The sequence below is a fragment of the Prolixibacter sp. DSM 2831 genome, from assembly GCF_056493735.1.
In genome coordinates this window covers 3583266-3601125 of the sequence record NZ_CM151379.1, presented here as the reverse complement: position 1 = coordinate 3601125, position 17860 = coordinate 3583266, and the positions used below count along the sequence as shown (strand labels likewise).

Below are 17860 nucleotides of genomic sequence, written 5' to 3'. Positions count from 1 at the left end.
TAAAGCTACAGAACTAATAAATGTACTGAAGCACTAAATATTATTTCTTGATTGAAATAAGACAATAACAACGAAATTCTGTATAATCCAAAAATCACATCATTATGTTCTTAAAAAGATTTTTCCCAATACTGTTTATCCTAGGCCTACTTTCATGTTCTTCGCAACAGAATGGAACCCAGGTTCTGGTAAAAAACAAAGCAGAGCTTGAGAAAGCTATAGCAAATGCTGTACCGGGCGATGAAATCGTCTTGGCGAATGGAATATGGAAGGATGTTCAAATCAATTTCTCGGGTGAGGGAACAAAGGAACACCCTATCACACTTAGAGCAGAAACCCCTGGGGAAGTTTATATAGAAGGACAGTCCTTTTTGAAATTTGGCGGTGACTATCTGACCGTAAAAGATTTGTATTTTAGAAATGGGTATACGCCATCGGATGCTGTAGTTGAATTCAGAACGAAGGAAAAAGTGGCCAATCATTGTACGTTTACCAATTGTGTCATAGAGAATTTTAATCAGCCACAAAGAAGCACACAAGACTTTTGGGTTGAATTCTGGGGAAGACATAACGAACTTAGTAATTGCAATATCATCGGGAAATCAAACACTGGCCCCACTATTCGAGTTCAACTGAAAGGAAACGAGAGCATAAATAGTTATCATCGCATTGTCAATAATCATTTCGGACCGAGGCCCAGGAAAGGCGGGCCCCATGGCGAAACCATTCAAATAGGAGATAGTGAAACCTCGATGACTCCATGTTATACAACGGTTTCCAATAACCTGTTCGACCATTGCGACGGTGAGGTTGAAGTTATTTCCAACAAGTCGAATTTTAATGAATACCGTAACAATGTATTTTATAAATGCGAAGGTTCGTTAGTGATGCGTCATGGTAATTATTGCATCATTGATGGCAACTATTTTATAGGCGATTCAGCAGATGCATATATAGGTGGAATAAGGATTATTAATACCGGCCACTGGGTGACCAACAATTATTTTTATAACCTAAAAGGGGATAATTTCAGAAGTCCGCTCGCAATTATGAATGGAATTCCAAAATCGCCAATGAACCGTTATAACCAGGTAACCGATGTGGTAGTAGCTTATAATACGTGGGTAGATTGTAAATCACCCTGGCAGTTCAGTGTCGGTGCCAATCTTGATCAAAAAGACGTTCTTCCTGCATCGGAAATACGCTCGGCTCGACCTAAGCGGACGGTCATTGCCGATAATCTTGTGTACACGGACGCTCCGAAGAGCCCTGCCATTATTGCTTACGATAAGCTTGACGGGATTACTTTTAAAAGCAATGCCATCAATAACAAAAGCCTTGCAAATCAAATTCCGAATACATTTGAATATTGTAATTTCAGCATTAGCAAGCTTACCGACGATATTTACTTGCCATCAGCAGAGGTGGATTCATTGAAGCCATATAACGGATTTGAATTTGATAAAATTGATACGGATTTGTTTGGCAACAGTCGTGTTGGAATGAACCGGGTCGGGGCTATGGCAAAGGGGAAAATACAAGACCCTGATATTTTAAATAACAAAAAATATGGCAGTGATTGGTTTGTGGTTGAAAAACAGCTCCCTGTTTCCCATATAATAAAAGTAACCGCGGACGAGCATGACCTTGCCGCTAAAATCAATCATGCAAACGACGGCGATATTTTTGAACTGGCTGAGGGAACATATACCATCCCAGTGAGTATTAATTTCGGCAAAAAGCTGACCATCCGTGCAGCAGATGGCAATAACGTGAAGCTGGTGTACACCGGGCCGGATGGAACGCCTCTTTTTCAGGCCAATCCCTTCGGGAGCCTAGTGCTTAAGAATATCACAATGGAAGGAAATGGCAAAAATTATTTGTTTGCCACTTTGCGGAAAAAAATGTCTTCGTTGTACAAATTGGCAGTTAAAAATTGCGACATACGCGATTTCAATTATGTACTAAAAGCGTATAAGGAAAGTTTTGCTGACAGTATATCGTTTGTTGGATGCAAAATTTCAGATTGTGCAAACGGCATTGAACTTGCGGCAGAAACTGACGATACCGGTGATTATAACGCAGAATTCCTTACCATTGACAGTTGCAGATTTAACAATGTAAAAAGTAATGTCATTGATTATTACCGGGGTGGGTACGACGAATCAACTATCGGAGGGACCCTGAAAGTTTTGAACTCGGTATTTACCAATTGCGGAGCAAAAGAAAAGAATAAAATATTACTTAATAATAGAGGAATTATCAATGTTGAGATTTCTGGAAATACTTTCAGAAACAATCCGGTAAAATTGGTTGCACTTCTGTGGGGAGCCAAAAACAATACCCATTCGAACAACAAAATTATTAATTCGGGTAGAATAGTTGTGCAGGAAAATATCAAGATGACTTTAATGTATTAGCAATCTCAAAAGCGTTATTTAGAATATTGAATATAAAGAGATGTGTCTTAAGAATATCGACGGCATAAAAAGGTAAACTACACATAGGGGGTAAAAGTCTATTGGCTGGTTTGATAAAGAATAGGTGGTTTTTCGCCAACCCAAGATTGTGTTAAGAAGCTCTTGAATATAATCAACCAAATAAGAAAGTAAGAGTTTACTTTTCGTAAGCTAGCGTACTTTCTTCAAAAGCACCTTTTAGTTAATACCAATCCAGGAAAGGTAGGTTCTCAAAGAATGTTTCGCTATTATTAAAATGCAGACATTTTTTGTCCCTACCTTTCTGTTTTTTACATACTCGTTTACTAAAAGGTACCTAATGAAGTCTTCATTTCTCATTCGAAACGAACTTTCGGTCGTTCTAAGAAAAATACAATGGCCTATACTGTAGCCCAAAAATCAATTTGTACGTTTCCTTTTTAATAGGTCCAGTTTCCCTGCCACCACCTAGTCGGGGTAGCGATGGCAGGGAGTTGTAGCATGCTAATGTCATGTCAACTTTGCAATGTCGTGTGTATTTTGTGACTTGGCAAAAACTGCCATGAAAAAATATAAAGTAACATTGACAAAGGGGGAGCGCGAAGAATTGTCTGTTATAACCAGCAAAGGCTCGCACAGGTCACAGAAAGTATTAAATGCATTAGTTTTACTCAACTGTGACGAGGGTGAATATCAAACGGGAAAAGCGAAAAATGAAGAAATCTCCAACATTCTTTAAATAAGCATGATATTGTAAGACGCGCCTGTGTTTTTCATAACCAATGAAGAAAGATGTTGAATGGTTTCAATACTCAGTTTTTGTTTTACCCCAGCTATTTCAAGAACATATTTGGGTGCATCCAGGCGGTCTTTTCCCATTAGCAGGTGCGGAAAGGGCTTTCCCACAGGAGTAATACCATTCTCAAACAGCAGTACAACCTCACTGTGCGTAAGTGTAGAGCCTTCAATAGCTGTTGAATGGTGCGTAATAAGGTAATTGTTAAGCTTTTCATAATCAATATAATCTTTTGAAAGCTCAACATACTTATCCATTATTTCCAACAACTTTTTCATTTTATCAAAAATTGTTTGTATTTAATGGTATAAGATGGAACTCGCATGATTTTAATGATTTGTGCGTGTCCCCGAAAAATCGGAGTCATGATCGTTTCATGCTCCAAAAAAAAGTATAAAATTAACGATTTAAGAATAATCTTTAAAAACAGTCAGAAATGAATATCGAACAACATCTGCTCATACGCCGTGGAAGCAATATGGCTTCATTCTATCGTCACCTCCTTTTTATCAAATGCGCCAACCCGGGGTCACTCTGAATTCGTTGCATTTCGCTTTCAACAATTGAGATAACGTCATTTTTTACCTGTTTGTAGTTGTCATGAATCTCCCGTTCCAAAATATCCTGTCCGTGCCTGTCGGTAAAATCAACAATGGCAGGTATTGGTTTATAACAAGCGATTTCTCGTTTTACTTTTTCATTATCCACGACTATCTCAGCATGAAAAATCTTTTGCTCTATTCGCTCATCAAAATTATCGGACACTGCTCCAACGAATACTCCTTGCGTAAGATTACTGATTTTGGCTGCCGGGATGATGCTGTCTAATTGCGTATTAATGGAAGTGGTTTTGTCCTGACGGCTGATGGTCATGGATTGGCGTTTTTGCAGGATTTTCCCGAAACGCTCGGAAAGTACCCGCGCGGTTTCACCTACTACCTGTCCTGAGAAAATATTCCCGACTGTGTTTTGGATGACTTTACTTTCTTTATCACCATAATCGCGGGTTAACTGGCTGTAATCCTGGAAGCCCAGGCAAACGGCAACTTTGTTGCTCCGAGCCGTGGCAATCAGGTTGTCCAGCCCTCGGAAATAAATCGTTGGCAATTCATCAATAATCACGGAACTTTTTAACCGGTGCTTCTTGTTTATCAGTTTCACTATCCGGGAATTGTACAGTCCCAGCGCAGCGCTGTATATGTTCTGCCGGTCGGGGTTATTGCCCACACAAAGTATTTTGGGTTCTTTGGGGTTATTAATATCAAGCGTAAAATCATCGCCCGTCATCACCCAGTATAGTTGTGGCGAAATCATCCTCGAAAGGGGGATTTTAGCGCTGGCAATCTGCCCCTGCAACTGGTCCTGAGCCCCACCTTCCCAGGCATCCATAAAAGGCGATAAATAATTTTCCAGTTCCGGGTAGGATGTCAAGATTGTAAAGGTTTCTGCATACTTTTTATTCAGAAACTCAATGGCGTGCGGGAAAGTGCAATATTGACCATTTTTGTATATTTTCAAAAACCAGATGATGGCTGCCAAAAGGATAATCGGCGATTCCACGAAAAAGTCGCCTTGTTTTTGAATCCAGGTGCGGTTCAGGTTCAGCATAATGGTATAAGCGCTTTCCCAGGCATCCGATATGTCCGTCATAAATGCAGGATTAATGGGGTTACAACGGTGGCTTCTTCGGGGGTCGTCAAAATTTATCACATAATATTTGGGCTTAACTTCATAGCCATCCAGGTGATTCAATAAATGGTTATAGGCAATTTCACTGAGGTCAGGGAATTTGTAATCGTAAATATACATGGCAAAGCCTTTTTCTATCTGCTGCTTAATAAAGTTGTTGACCACGGCATAAGACTTCCCGCTACCGGGCGTGCCCAGCACAATGGAAGCCCGGAACGGGTTAACCACGTTAATCCATCCCCGGTGCTTTTTCCCCTTGTAAACAAAGAGGGTTGGCAGGTTCACCGAATACTCATTCTCCATCAGCCGCTGTTCCTGCATAAAGGATTCGTTTTCGCTGTTAAAAACATCGTTCATCAGGTTATTTTTCAGCAAGCGGCTCATCCATGTCCCGGCAACCAGCATCAGGATAAAACCTGCAGAAATGGACAAAATATACAAGGCTGATTTGCTTGTAACCGGCAAAGGCAGTTCCAGTATCCACCAGTTCAGGTAAAACAGGGCCACCCCAAAGCCAAGGCTAACGTTTATTTTTGTCCAGATGATTTTTTCGGCTTTCACGCCCCTGGTCCCGAGACAGGACAAGGCCAGCAAAAGGTTGGCAAACAACTTGGTGTAAAGCGGCGACGAAAACAGCCCTGTTGTCCGGTGAAAATTCATCAGTATTTTGTCCACAACTTCAATGTCCAGGTTTTGTTCGGTTACCATTTCGTAGCAAAACCAGTAGATATGAATGACCACAAGCAGGATACTGACCGCCCGAATAAAGTCGATAATTTTACCCAATGCCCTTAAATCGTCTTCCTGTGCCATAATCAATAATTTGTAATTAATAATTCGCTGATTTTTCCCCTGCTTGTGCTGTTGGCGCCAATTAAGCGACTTGCCTTGATTTGCCGGATTTTATAACCGTTGTAGTGCTCGTTGAAGAAATTATCGTCCGGCGGACAGGAATTACTGAGCATCCATTTACTGTCAAAATCAAGTAAGCGACAGAAACAGGCAAGGCGTTTCTGTTGATTTTCGTCAAAACCTTCAGGACTGTATGCTGTAAAGTTGGAGCTTTGAGAAACCGGACGGTAAGGCGGGTCGAAATAAACAAAGGTATTGCCCCTGAAGTTTGCGATGGTATGGGCATAATCACCGTTTAAAATCGTTACTTTTTGTAGCAGCTTACTTAACCTGGTAATAAGTTTCCGGTTACAAATCAAAGGCTTCCGGTATTGTCCGTACGAAACATTGAACATACCGCTTTTATTTACCCGGTACAGTCCGTTGAAACAGGTTTTGTTCAGAAAGATGAACAGTGCCGCCGATTCAGTTTGTCCTGCAACGCCTGAATTAAAATATTCCCGTTTCCCCAAATAAAACTGCCTTTGTTCTATCGGGCTTAATTTCCAATACTGCTTTTGTAATCTTTCCAGCACTGAAAGTAAATCCAGCGATTTCTCTCTCAGTATTACATAGGTATTAATCAACCGGGGGTTAATGTCGTTGATAACTACATTTTTTATACCGGGGTAGTTGTCAAGAATATGAAACAACACCGCCCCCCCTCCAACAAACGGTTCAATATAAGTATCGGTATTTTTTATATCCGACGGGAAAAAGTCCCGGATGCAGGGGAGCAACTGTGTTTTTCCCCCTGCCCATTTCAAAAATGGTTTTATTTTTAGGTCACTGTTCATGCTAACGTTTTTTTCGTTTTCTTTTCCGTTTCATCCGACGGATAAAAGTTTCTTCCTCGTAATTTTCTCCCTGTCCTGTAAAATCAATAAATGAGAAGATGCCGTTGGCAGTTCCTTCTTCCTTGTCCCTAATTTTAGGATTTTCACCAGGAATATCTTTGGAAGTATCCTGTCCAAATCTTTCGTTGAGGGCATTGGCTGAAAATGCTTTGCCATAACGGGAGCCGTTTAATGCAGTATGTTGGTTATGGTCAATGAAAGTTACACCGTAAATGCGCCCGTTTTTGTTTTCCCTGAACATGACATCAATACCCTGTTTTTGAAGTTGCTGTATAAATTGTTCCCTTGTTTTTGATGTTGCCAAGGCAGATTCGATAATCGGTCGGGACGCTTCCGTTAATTTGTTCTTTTTGATGTTTTGGGTATTGTAGCCACAGCGTTTTTTCAGATTTTCTGCCCCCACTTGTTTGCCAATAAGCGATGCTTTAACGGGCAGGCCTTTTTTTCTCCCTTTCTTATCCAAAGCGAAATAAACAATACCGTGATGTGGTTTACCCTCAAATTCGCCTTTGACTTCTTCCAGACCGATGTTGTACAGAGACAAAAGTGTTTTGTATTCCCCTATGCTTTGAAAACGATACGACCCTGCCAGTTCTTTGGTCAGATTGGCAATCTGCTTTTTGATATTTCCGTTTTTATAATCCACTTTTGGAAGTTGCGGCGTTTCAAAGCGGCTTTGTTTGTCAGCAGGATGCAACCCGTATTTTTGTTCCAATCCCCGTGTGATTTCCTTACTCCGTCTGAACTCAAATTTATCGTTGACTTTTTTGCCGTTTTCGTCCACCCGTAGCGATACAATGTGGATATGGTGGCGGTCAATATCTTCATGTTTATACACTACAAAAGGCTGGTTGCCGTAACCCATTTTATCCAAATATTCCTGTGCAATAGCAGAAAGTTGTTCATCACTAAGGTTATCATTCGGGTGCGGGTTCAGCGAAATATGCACGACAGGCTTTTCCGTTTTAATGTCTTTGGGCAGGTGGTTTTCAAAACTTCGCATGCAAAACGCCAGGGTTAACGATTTATCCATTGGTAAAAGAACTTTGCTGGAACAAAGGACTTTGGCTTCCCCCACATCCACCTTCTCCTGGTTATAAGACAAAGCCCCGAAAAGTGAACTCCCGATGTTTATTTTTGCAACCATTGTTGTTCGTATTTCTGGGTGAGTTCGATGATTTGCCCGTTCATGCGGATAAATTCAATGGTCAGTTTTTCCAATTTGTAAAGTGCAGCCAGTGCTTTTTTTTCGGTAAAATGGGTGTTCAATGCTTTTACCACCTGGTTATAATTGACCCCGACAGCACGGAACTGGCTGTAAAACGTGCTTAGTTTGCTGTAATAATCCTGTTCCGCTTTGTTGATTTGGATTACTTTGAATGTTTCGTCAAAAACACGGGCGGCTATAAAATGGGCTTTGGTTTTCATCCCCGACTTTTCAAACAGTGCCAGAAAACGGGCATTGTCCACAGCATTGAACCTGACCGTGTAATTTGCCACGACCGGATTTGGTTTGGGCTTGCGCCCCCCTTTGTATTTTTTTTCAGCTTCACTCATTCTGTCATTTTTTTAAATTTTGCGACTTCGGAGCCAAAAAACATCCCGCCTTGCGGGATAGTTTTGAGCCACCGAAAATATTTCGGGAGGCTCAAAACACACCTTGCTATTTGCCGACGCAAATATTCCTTCACTATCGTTCGGTTGGTAATTCCCGACAAAAGTCCAATGTTTCCAACTTCCATTCATGGCAGCAAAAGTAAACAGGGATAAAATTCTATGAAATAGACAAATACAGACAAAGCCGGACAGTTTGACCGCAGCTTGGCAGGAGGGTCTTTTTTGGGTTTTGTTTGTGGGTGTATTTGTGTTTGTAACTGGATAAACAGGTTGGAAAATGATTGGTTAAATGTGCTTTTTGCCGGACAAATGAACAGGTGGATAATTGCACAAATACATATTTGCGCATTTGCAGAAGTACATAAATGTACAATTGCTTAATTATGGAAACGCATAGTTATCCGGGCAGATAATCGAAAGAAAAGACAGGCAAAGAAATATCCTGATAACGGCACACAAAAACAGTGAATTAAAGGAGCGGTTGAATAATCTTTTACACGAACAAAGGAATGTATGAATAAATATCTGCTTGAAGGAATTAGTGCTCATTGGACCGCACAGTTGCAACTATAAATGCGCAGTCATATATCGAAATATTTAATTAAAAACGTAAACATTAAAAGAGATGGAAAGACAAATGAACAAACCATTGTTTATGGCTTATGCCACCCAGAAGGGCGGCGTAGGTAAAACAACTTTTACCGTATTAACAGCAAGTTACCTGCACTACGAAAAAAATTTGAATGTATTGGTTGTGGATTGCGATTATCCTCAATACAGTATCCTTCAAATGCGGGAGCGGGAAATAGAAACCGTTTCAAATGACAGTAAGCTAAAAGCTTTTGCTTATGAACAGTTCACACGGTTGAATAAAAAAGCTTATACTATTTTAAAAGCTTCTGCTGAATCAGCCATAAGTATCGTTGAAGAGTTCCTTGAACAAACAAAAGTAAGAATTGACCTGGTGTTGTTTGATGTCCCCGGTACGGTCAATACCTCGGGGATGTATAAATTACTGTCTGAAATGGATGTATTCCTTGTTCCCATAAGCGCCGACCGGGTGGTGCTCGAAAGCAGCCTTAATTTCGCAAAGGCCATTGGTGAAATGATTAAAGCCAATCCTCAAAAACAGTTGTACCTGTTTTGGAACCTTATCGATAAGCGGGAGAAAACGGCTTTGTATGATATTTACTCCAAAGGCGTTGCAAGTCTGAAATTGCCTCTGTTAAAAACCCGGGTCCCAGATACCAAACGTTACCGAAAAGAAATACTCGGCGCCGGGCAACGCCCTTTTCGCTCCACACTGTTTCCACCGGACAAACAAATAGCACGGGGGAGCAACATTATTGAATTGCTAAATGAAATTACCGGAAACCTGAAATTATAAATTATGAAAGAAGTCGATGACAACGAATTTATGAAAATGGTAGCTTCGGGTGGCAACAAACCACAGAAAGGTGAAAACCGCACACCGGCAAATAATTCGCGAAAAAGAAAGGATGTCCCCCCTGTACCGGGAAACAACACATCCGATTATATCAGTTCATTTATTCAAAGGGGCAGCGAGAGTGAAAAAAGCACGGTATATCTCAGTAAAGAACTGATTAGCCAACTCAAAAACATAATGGCAACTATTGGAGGGGACAAAGCTACTTTGGGAGGTTACGTGGAAGCCATTATTGCATCACATTTTGAGCAGTACAAAGACGAAATTATCCGCCTTTTTAACGAGAATATCAAACAACCTTTTCAATGATGATAAGTATGGTTGATATTGCAGGGATTGTAATTGTGGCATGTTGCATCCTTTCGGCAGGATATTTTTTGTTGAATGGCGCGAAAGGCGTAAAGGTGCAGGAAACCGAAGCTGAAACACCAGAAAATAACGAAAGCATTGTTGGTATAAGCAAAACCCGATTGGGGCAATATACCGGTAATCCCACCCAGTGGAATACGAATAAACGTCATGTCATTCCACCGGAAGAAATGGAGCAGGTTTTCTACACACGTGAAGAAGCCCGGCTAAATATTGATGTGGACATAGAACCCTTATATCAACTAGACGAGGAAGAAAATGAAGGGGATGAGCTTCCATTTGACGATACGGAACTTGTCCCCGTGTTGGCAACAGGGGCAAGTTTTGACGACCTGTCCGAAATGTCAGAAGCCATACAATCGCACCTGCATGAATTGTCAGAGGCACACATTGTAAAAGCTGCTAAAATAATCAGAACGGTAAATGAAACCGACCTGCTTAAACAGCTAATAGGCCAGGTGGAAGGCGGGGAACAAAAGGTTGCCAGTATCCTGGACAGGTGCGAGGAAGAGTTGAAAAAATCAGCCAGACAGGAATCCGAAACAGATGACGTGGAAGAGTTTGATTTGGAGAGGTATTTGTGATACTTTTCACGAAATGGGAAAATATAAGTTTGGCAAGAATTTATATCTTTTGCTTATCTTCAGTTTTACATGGGCATCAGAATATTGCCATTATCATGCTTATTTTGGGGAAATACTGGTGATTTGTTATTAAACTTGAACATACTGCAAGCATTGCGAGGCATAAAGCAACTTTTGTATTCGATGCAAGCACTGCTATATATCCTTTTCATCTAACTAAATGTCAGTATGTCAAAATAAATTCTCATAGTTAGGACATTTTGACTCGGTAAACTATTGGTACATTTTTTGGTTGCGCAGAGATGGTACATTCTTAAATGTGTTTGTTACAAGTTAAAGTTTGTGGTTTATGTTGAAAGCTAATTTTTGCATCAACCATTTTCTTTTGTTTTATGCACTCGTTAGCGTCAACAATCCACAGTCTATTTATTAAATCAAATCTTAAGCTTCTATTTAACGGAAATATAAACAAACTGATTGGATATGAAATATAAAGACTACTATAAAACATTAGGAGTTTCGAAAAGTGCCAGTCAGGACGAGATAAAAAAGGCATATCGAAAACTGGCCGTGAAATATCACCCTGATAAAAACAAAGGGGATAAACAGGCCGAGGAACGTTTTAAAGAAATTGGCGAAGCATACGAGGTGTTGAAAGACCCCAATAAAAGACGCAAATACGACCAACTGGGAGTTAACTGGAAACAATACCAACATGCAGGAGCAGGTAATGGTGCAGGAGGTTTCGATTTCTCTCAATTTGGCGGAGCACCCGGTGGTGGCTCATTTTACTACGAAGGTGATATTGGAGATATGTTTGGTGGTGGTAATGGTTTTTCCGATTTCTTTAATGCTTTTTTTGGCGGTATGGGCGGCATGGGTAGCAATCGAAGGACTAATGGATTTAACCCAAGGTCGGCTTCTCAAAAAGGAAGCGATTATAAAGCAGAAATGGAGATTACACTTGCCGAGGCATATTCGGGCACAACCCGAATTTTAACTGTTAATGGTCAGAAACTTAGAGCAACCATTAAACCAGGCGCTTACGATGGACAAGAGTTAAGAATTAAAGGGAAAGGCGGACAAGGATATAATGGTGGAACACCTGGCGACATTTATATAAAATTAAAATTGCTTCCCGACAGTAATTACGAATTACAGGGAAACGACTTGATTTACAAGGTAAACCTTGATTTATATACAGCTATTCTTGGAGGCAAGATAGAAGTGAACACACTTGCCGGTAAATTAAGTTTAAATGTACCTAAAGGTTCACAACCGGGCAGCAAACTCCGTTTAAAGGGTAAAGGTATGCCGGTATATAATAAACCGGGCAGTTCGGGCGATTTATATGTTCAGCTTGTTATTAGTATCCCCAAAAACCTTTCTGAAGAAGAACTTAAGCTGGTTGAAAAATTAAAGGATTTGCGCCATAAATATGAATACTACAAAAATTAAAAACAATAAAAATTGCGAAATATACAAAAGAAATGCTGCTATGTTAAGCTTATTTTTCTTTCACAAAAAAACGAAAAAAACATAGTTCGTGCTTTTTGTTGTTTCCATTGTTGAAAATAAGTATAACTTAAATTAAATGTATCATGAAAATAGCTTTTATAGGAACGTATCCTCCACGGCAATGTGGTATTGGTACGTTTACCAATAATCTTGTAAAGGCTATCGCAGCCAATACAAAGAGTAAAGAAATATCAAAACTTGCAATGGTACTCGCCATAAACGAGGACAGTCAAAAATACGATTATCCTGAAGAAGTAAAATACGTTATCAGGCAAAATCATCAGCGCGATTATGTAAATGCTGCGAAATTCATCAATTACAGCGATGCCGAAGTTTGCATTTTACAACATGAATTTGGGATTTTTGGTGGAGACGATGGCGTATTTATCTTACCCTTGTTACACAGACTCGAAGTTCCGTTAATCGTAACTTTCCATACGGTATTAAAAGACCCTTCATATACGCAACGCTCTATAGTTGAAGAAATAGGCAAACAAGCCGCTCGTATAGTGGTAATGAGCAAGCGGGCAGTCGAATTCCTTACCGAAATATATGGTGTGCCCAAAGAAAAAATTGCACTTATTGAACACGGCGTACCTGAATTTAAACAGATGCCTCTTGAAGAAGCCAAACAAAAACATGGGCTTACCGGTAAAAAAGTTCTTTTTACATTTGGTTTGTTAAGCAGAAATAAGGGTATTGAGACGGTCATAAATGCACTGCCTAAAGTGGTGGGGAAACATCCCGATTTAAAATATATCATCTTAGGAGCAACCCACCCCAATGTATTGAAACATGCGGGAGATGAATACCGGGATTACCTGTTGCGCCTGGTTAAGAAACTTGGTCTTGAAAATCATATCGAATTTAATAATGAATTTGCCACAGAAGAAAAACTTTTTGAATATTTAAATGCCAGCGATATTTATATTACACCTTATCTAAATGAGGCTCAAATTACCAGTGGTACACTGTCGTATGCCATTGGTGCGGGATGTACAGTTGTTTCAACACCATATTGGCACGCACAGGAATTGTTAGATAATAACCGCGGCCGTTTATTCGATTTCAAAAATTCTGAAGAACTTTCAGAAATACTAATTGATTTATTGAATAATGAAGAAAAACTGGCTCAAATTAGCTCCAATGCATTCGAGTATGGAAAAAAATTAAGATGGCAAAAAATAGGAAAACAATATTTGTATCTTGCCGAATATGTAAATGATAACTGGGATAAAGAAACCGCGACAGAAAAACAGCCAATTGATATTCGCATGCTTCCTGCTTACAACCTGGAACATGTTGTTCGTTTAACTGATGATACCGGTATAGTTCAGCATGCCAAATATGGAATCCCAAATCTAAAGGAAGGCTATTGCGTTGATGATAATTCACGTGCACTACTAATGTCATTGATGGCTTATCGACAGAATAAAGATAAAGAAGCGTTGCGACTTATGCCTATTTACCTGAGTTATATACATTATATGCAAAGGGAAAATGGCGATTTTAGAAACTTTCTTAGTTTTAGCCGTCAGTTTCTTGATGAATATGGTTCCGAAGATTCATTTGGTCGGACAATATGGGCATTAGGTTATCTGTTGCGATTCCCTCCTAACGATTCCTTCCGTCAAATAGGACGCGATATTTTCTTTAAATCGGTTCAGCATTTCGATAAATTAGGATCTATTCGGGGTGCAGCCAATACAATTATCGGTATTTGTTACTATCTAAAAGATGCACAAAATGACGAAGGTATGGTTCAAAAAATGAACCGCCTGGTCAATATTATCACTTCAAAATATGAAGAAAACAGCACCGACACCTGGAAATGGTTTGAAAATGAAATGACATACGATAATGCAATCATTCCATTGGCATTAATGTCGGCTTATGAAATTACTGGTGATGAAAAAGCCTACAATATTGCTATCGAGGCTACAAACTTCTTAGAATTAAAAACCCTTAAACCTGAATATTTTATTCCGGTTGGCAACAAAGGTTGGTTACAAAAAGATGGTGAAATGCCTGAGTATGACCAACAGTCAATTGATGTTATGGCAATGATTCTTTTATATTACCAAATATTCCAAATGACGAAACAACGCGATTATATTGATAAAATGTTCAAATGTTATTTATGGTTTTTAGGTGAAAACTCACTTCGATTACCGTTGTTTGACCACGAAACAAGTGGTTGCTGCGATGGGCTTGAATCAAGCGGGGTAAATCGAAACCAGGGTGCAGAAAGTACATTAGCCTACTGGATTTCTCACCTTGCCATACTTTCAGCACAAGAAAAAGAACATCTCTATATGGAAAAAGGAAATGATGTAAAATCAGAACCAGTATTGATTTAAGGACACAAAACGTTTAAAAAGAAGTAACAACGAAAAATGCTAAAAGCACGAAAATTACTTTGGTATTTATTTTTCGTGTATTTCGCACCTTTCGTTGTTAAATAAATAGTTGTTTAATTAAATTGTTTGAGTCATGAATAATAACAATTATGCAATTATTATGGCCGGTGGCGTAGGAAGCCGATTTTGGCCTTTAAGCAAAACAGAAAGGCCAAAACAGTTTATTGATGTTTTAGGTACAGGTAAAACCCTAATTCAGCAAACGTATGCCAGAATTAGCAGAATTTGCCCAAAGGAGAATATTCTGGTTATAACAAATATGCTGTATGAAAACAAAATTAAAGAGCAATTACCCGATTTACCGGAAGAAAATGTGCTGTGCGAACCACAAAGGAGAAATACAGCACCCTGCATAGCTTATGGTGCATTTAAAATTAAAAAGAAAAACCCAAAGGCTAACATCCTTGTAGCCCCATCAGACCATATCATTCTAAGGGAAGATTTATTCGTTGAAATAGTGAATAAAGGTTTCGAGTTTGTAAGTAAAAAAGATGCTTTATTAACCATTGGCATTAAGCCGCACAAACCTGAAACCGGATATGGTTACATTCATTCCGAAGGAATAAAAATAGATGAAAATAAAGGACGCTGGAAACTATCAAAGGTGAGTGCTTTTAAGGAAAAGCCAGATTTAAACCTAGCTAAAAAATATGTGAACGATGGAAAACATTTCTGGAATGCCGGTATTTTCATTTGGTCAGCCTATTCCATATTAGATGCTATTGAAAAGCATTTACCTATGTTATACGGTCAGTTTCACGACCATATAAATTCCATAAATACATCGAAAGAACCCGCAGCCATTGATGCCATATACGATGTTTGTGAAAATATCTCCATTGATTATGGAGTAATAGAAAAAGCTAACAATGTATATGTAATGAGTACCGATATTGGCTGGTCTGACCTGGGGTCATGGAGTGCCTTACAGGAACTGAAAGATGCCGATGCTTTTGGTAATGTTTCAACTAGTCATAAAGCCCTGTTCTATAACTCAAAAAACTGTCTGGTTCGGATGCACAATGGAAAGGTAGCTGTAATTGATGGTCTTGAAGATACCATTGTGGTTGAAGATGAAAAAGCTCTCCTAATTTGTAAAAAACAGGATGAGCAACGTATTAAGGAGTTTGTAGAAGATGTGGAGATACACTTTGGCAAACAATATGTGTAATTATATAAACAACGAAAAGCACGAATTACACGAAACCCCAATCTTATATGATTCTTTTCGTGATTTTAGTGCCTTTCGTTGTTAAAAAAATTATGTGGTTTAAAATACATTTTTAAAGATGGCTTTCGTAACGAGATATAGTAAAAACCCCATACTTACCAAAAAAGATGTACCTTACGAAGTGGCAACCGTTCATAATGCCGGAGTGGTTAAGCATAAGGGAGAATACATCATGTTGTTTCGCTCACACAAACACAATGGACGAAGCATATTAGGATTAGCAAGAAGTAAGGATGGATATAACTTTACAGTAGAAGAAAAACCATTTATTGAACCTGCCACTAAAGGGGAATTTGCCGAATATGAAGCATTTGGTGTGGAAGACCCACGAATAACCTTTATGGATGGCGAATACCTGATTACCTATTCGGCTTATTCAAAACATGGGGTGCGAATAGGATTAGCTAAAACAAAAGACTGGAAATCTATCGAACGGGTTTCGTTAATTACCGAAGCTGATTTCCGAAATGTGGTCATTTTCCCTGAAAAATTTAATGGCCTGTATGCCCGATTAGACAGGCCTCATTCCGAAATTAGCCCATGGTCGATGTGGATTAGTTACTCTCCCGATTTGCGTTATTGGGGCGAATCAAAACTGATTATGAAACCTGAACCATACCATTGGGATGAAATGAAAATTGGCCCCGGTACGCCACCTGTTAAAACCGATAAAGGGTGGTTAAACATCTATCATGGCGTGTTTCCAACCATGGACGGAAGTGTATATCGTCTCGGAGTAGCCCTTCATGACTTGAATGACCCATCTAAAATAATCGGTGTTGGCGATAATTGGATTCTTCAACCCGAAGAACCTTATGAAATTACAGGATACGTACATAATGTGGTATTTACCTGTGGCGCAATACCCGAGGAAGATGGAACTCTAAAGCTTTATTGGGGGGGAGCTGATACTGTGATGTGTGCTGGCACTGCATACATTAACGATTTGGTTGATTTGTGTTTAAATAATTCACGAAAACCTATATGAAAATGAAAGTAGCAGTATTATCGCCCGTTGCCTGGCGCACCCCGCCCAGGCATTACGGGCCATGGGAACAGGTAGCTTCAAATATTGCAGAAGGATTGGTAGAAAAGGGAATTGACGTTACCCTTTTTGCGACCAAAGATTCAGAAACCAATGGCAAGCTTGATGGAATAATTGCGCAAGGCTATGAAGAAGATAAGTCCGTTGAACCAAAGGTTGTAGAATGTTTGCATATTGCAAACCTTATGGAGAAAGCGTCAAAATTTGATATAATTCATAATAATTTCGACTTTCTCCCAATTAGCTATTCGAGGTTGATTAAAACACCAATGGTTACAACCATTCACGGTTTTTCATCGCCTAAAATTATTCCTGTTTATAAGAAATACAACGATATTAACTATTATGTTTCCATTAGCAATTCAGACCGAAGCAAGGAATTAAGTTATATAGCTACGGTGTATAATGGCATCGACAAAAAACTTTTCACACTAAATGAAAAACCAGAAAATTACCTGTTGTATTTTGGAAGAATTCATCACGACAAAGGGACTTATGAAGCCATACAGATTGCCAAAAAGGCAAAAATGAAGCTTATAATTTCGGGTATTGTTCAAGACCAAAACTACTTCAATGAGAAAGTTGCTCCTTTTCTTAATGACGATGACATTGTTTACGTGGGAAGTTCCGGTCCGGGAAAAAGGGATGAACTCCTAAAAAATGCAAAGGCCTTGTTACACCCGATAAATTTTAACGAGCCATTTGGTTTAAGTGTGGCCGAATCTATGTTTTGCGGTACGCCTGTGGTGGCTTTCAAAAAAGGTTCAATGAGTGAACTTATTTTACATGGTAAAACAGGATTTTTGGTCAACACCATCGAAGAAGCTGTTGATTCATTAAATAACATCCCACAAATTAACCGGAAATATTGCCGTGAATGGGCTGAGCAAAATTTTAGTAAAGAAAAAATGGTGAATGACTACATCGGAGTTTATGAGGACATTGTTAAAAAATAGAA

15 protein-coding genes are annotated in these 17860 nt (G+C 39.3%); 10 read left to right on the top strand and 5 right to left on the bottom strand.

The window, feature by feature from the left end; translation table 11 throughout:
* Positions 1-104 precede the first annotated feature (104 nt).
* Entirely contained in the window at positions 105-2420 is a 2316-nt protein-coding gene (locus AC060N_RS14705) for a chondroitinase-B domain-containing protein (protein WP_479524480.1), read from the top strand.
* 580 nt (positions 2421-3000) lie between these two features.
* A complete protein-coding gene (locus AC060N_RS14700) occupies positions 3001-3177 on the top strand; it encodes a hypothetical protein (RefSeq protein WP_479527001.1) in 177 nt (58 codons plus the stop codon).
* On the opposite strand, the gene AC060N_RS14695 is transcribed toward AC060N_RS14700, so the two are convergent.
* From AC060N_RS14695 to mobA, 5 genes are all read right to left on the bottom strand, one after another.
* Entirely contained in the window at positions 3174-3512 is a 339-nt protein-coding gene (locus AC060N_RS14695; protein ID WP_479524479.1) for a hypothetical protein, read from the bottom strand. The two genes, AC060N_RS14700 and AC060N_RS14695, sit on opposite strands and share 4 nt — an antisense overlap.
* A 217-nt stretch (positions 3513-3729) precedes the next feature.
* Positions 3730-5736 carry a conjugal transfer protein MobC gene (mobC, locus tag AC060N_RS14690; protein WP_479524478.1) on the bottom strand — a complete coding sequence of 669 codons (2007 nt, stop codon included), beginning with the start codon at positions 5734-5736 and terminating at the stop codon, positions 3730-3732.
* A gap of 2 nt (positions 5737-5738) precedes the next feature.
* Entirely contained in the window at positions 5739-6611 is an 873-nt protein-coding gene (locus AC060N_RS14685; RefSeq protein WP_479524477.1) for a DNA adenine methylase, read from the bottom strand.
* A gap of 1 nt (position 6612) precedes the next feature.
* Complete coding sequence (gene mobB, locus AC060N_RS14680) at positions 6613-7818, bottom strand: conjugal transfer protein MobB (RefSeq protein ID WP_479524476.1); 1206 nt, start codon at positions 7816-7818, stop codon at positions 6613-6615.
* A complete protein-coding gene (gene mobA / locus AC060N_RS14675; protein ID WP_479524475.1) occupies positions 7803-8228 on the bottom strand; it encodes a conjugal transfer protein MobA in 426 nt (141 codons plus the stop codon). The genes mobB and mobA overlap by 16 nt, the downstream gene beginning before the upstream one ends.
* Before the next feature lie 685 nt (positions 8229-8913).
* Here mobA and AC060N_RS14670 point away from each other — a divergent pair.
* From AC060N_RS14670 to AC060N_RS14635, 8 genes are all read left to right on the top strand, one after another.
* Positions 8914-9675 (top strand): ParA family protein, encoded by a 762-nt coding sequence (locus AC060N_RS14670; protein WP_479524474.1) that lies wholly within the window; start codon positions 8914-8916, stop codon positions 9673-9675.
* A gap of 3 nt (positions 9676-9678) precedes the next feature.
* Positions 9679-10044: a DUF3408 domain-containing protein gene (locus AC060N_RS14665; protein WP_479524473.1), complete on the top strand. Its 366-nt coding sequence runs from the start codon at positions 9679-9681 to the stop codon at positions 10042-10044.
* A gap of 8 nt (positions 10045-10052) precedes the next feature.
* Positions 10053-10688, top strand: coding sequence for a hypothetical protein (locus tag AC060N_RS14660; RefSeq protein ID WP_479524472.1), 636 nt, complete (start codon positions 10053-10055; stop codon positions 10686-10688).
* A gap of 483 nt (positions 10689-11171) precedes the next feature.
* The gene (locus tag AC060N_RS14655; RefSeq protein WP_479524471.1) at positions 11172-12146 is read left to right on the top strand and encodes a DnaJ C-terminal domain-containing protein; all 975 of its coding nucleotides are present in this window, start codon (positions 11172-11174) and stop codon (positions 12144-12146) included.
* Between the two features lie 143 nt (positions 12147-12289).
* The gene (locus AC060N_RS14650) at positions 12290-14566 is read left to right on the top strand and encodes a glycosyltransferase (RefSeq protein WP_479524470.1); all 2277 of its coding nucleotides are present in this window, start codon (positions 12290-12292) and stop codon (positions 14564-14566) included.
* 133 nt (positions 14567-14699) lie between these two features.
* Complete coding sequence (locus AC060N_RS14645) at positions 14700-15797, top strand: mannose-1-phosphate guanylyltransferase (RefSeq protein WP_479524469.1); 1098 nt, start codon at positions 14700-14702, stop codon at positions 15795-15797.
* Between the two features lie 118 nt (positions 15798-15915).
* Complete coding sequence (locus AC060N_RS14640) at positions 15916-16845, top strand: glycoside hydrolase family 130 protein (protein ID WP_479524468.1); 930 nt, start codon at positions 15916-15918, stop codon at positions 16843-16845.
* A gap of 2 nt (positions 16846-16847) precedes the next feature.
* Entirely contained in the window at positions 16848-17858 is a 1011-nt protein-coding gene (locus AC060N_RS14635) for a glycosyltransferase family 4 protein (RefSeq protein WP_479524467.1), read from the top strand.
* The last annotated feature ends 2 nt before the right edge of the window (positions 17859-17860 follow it).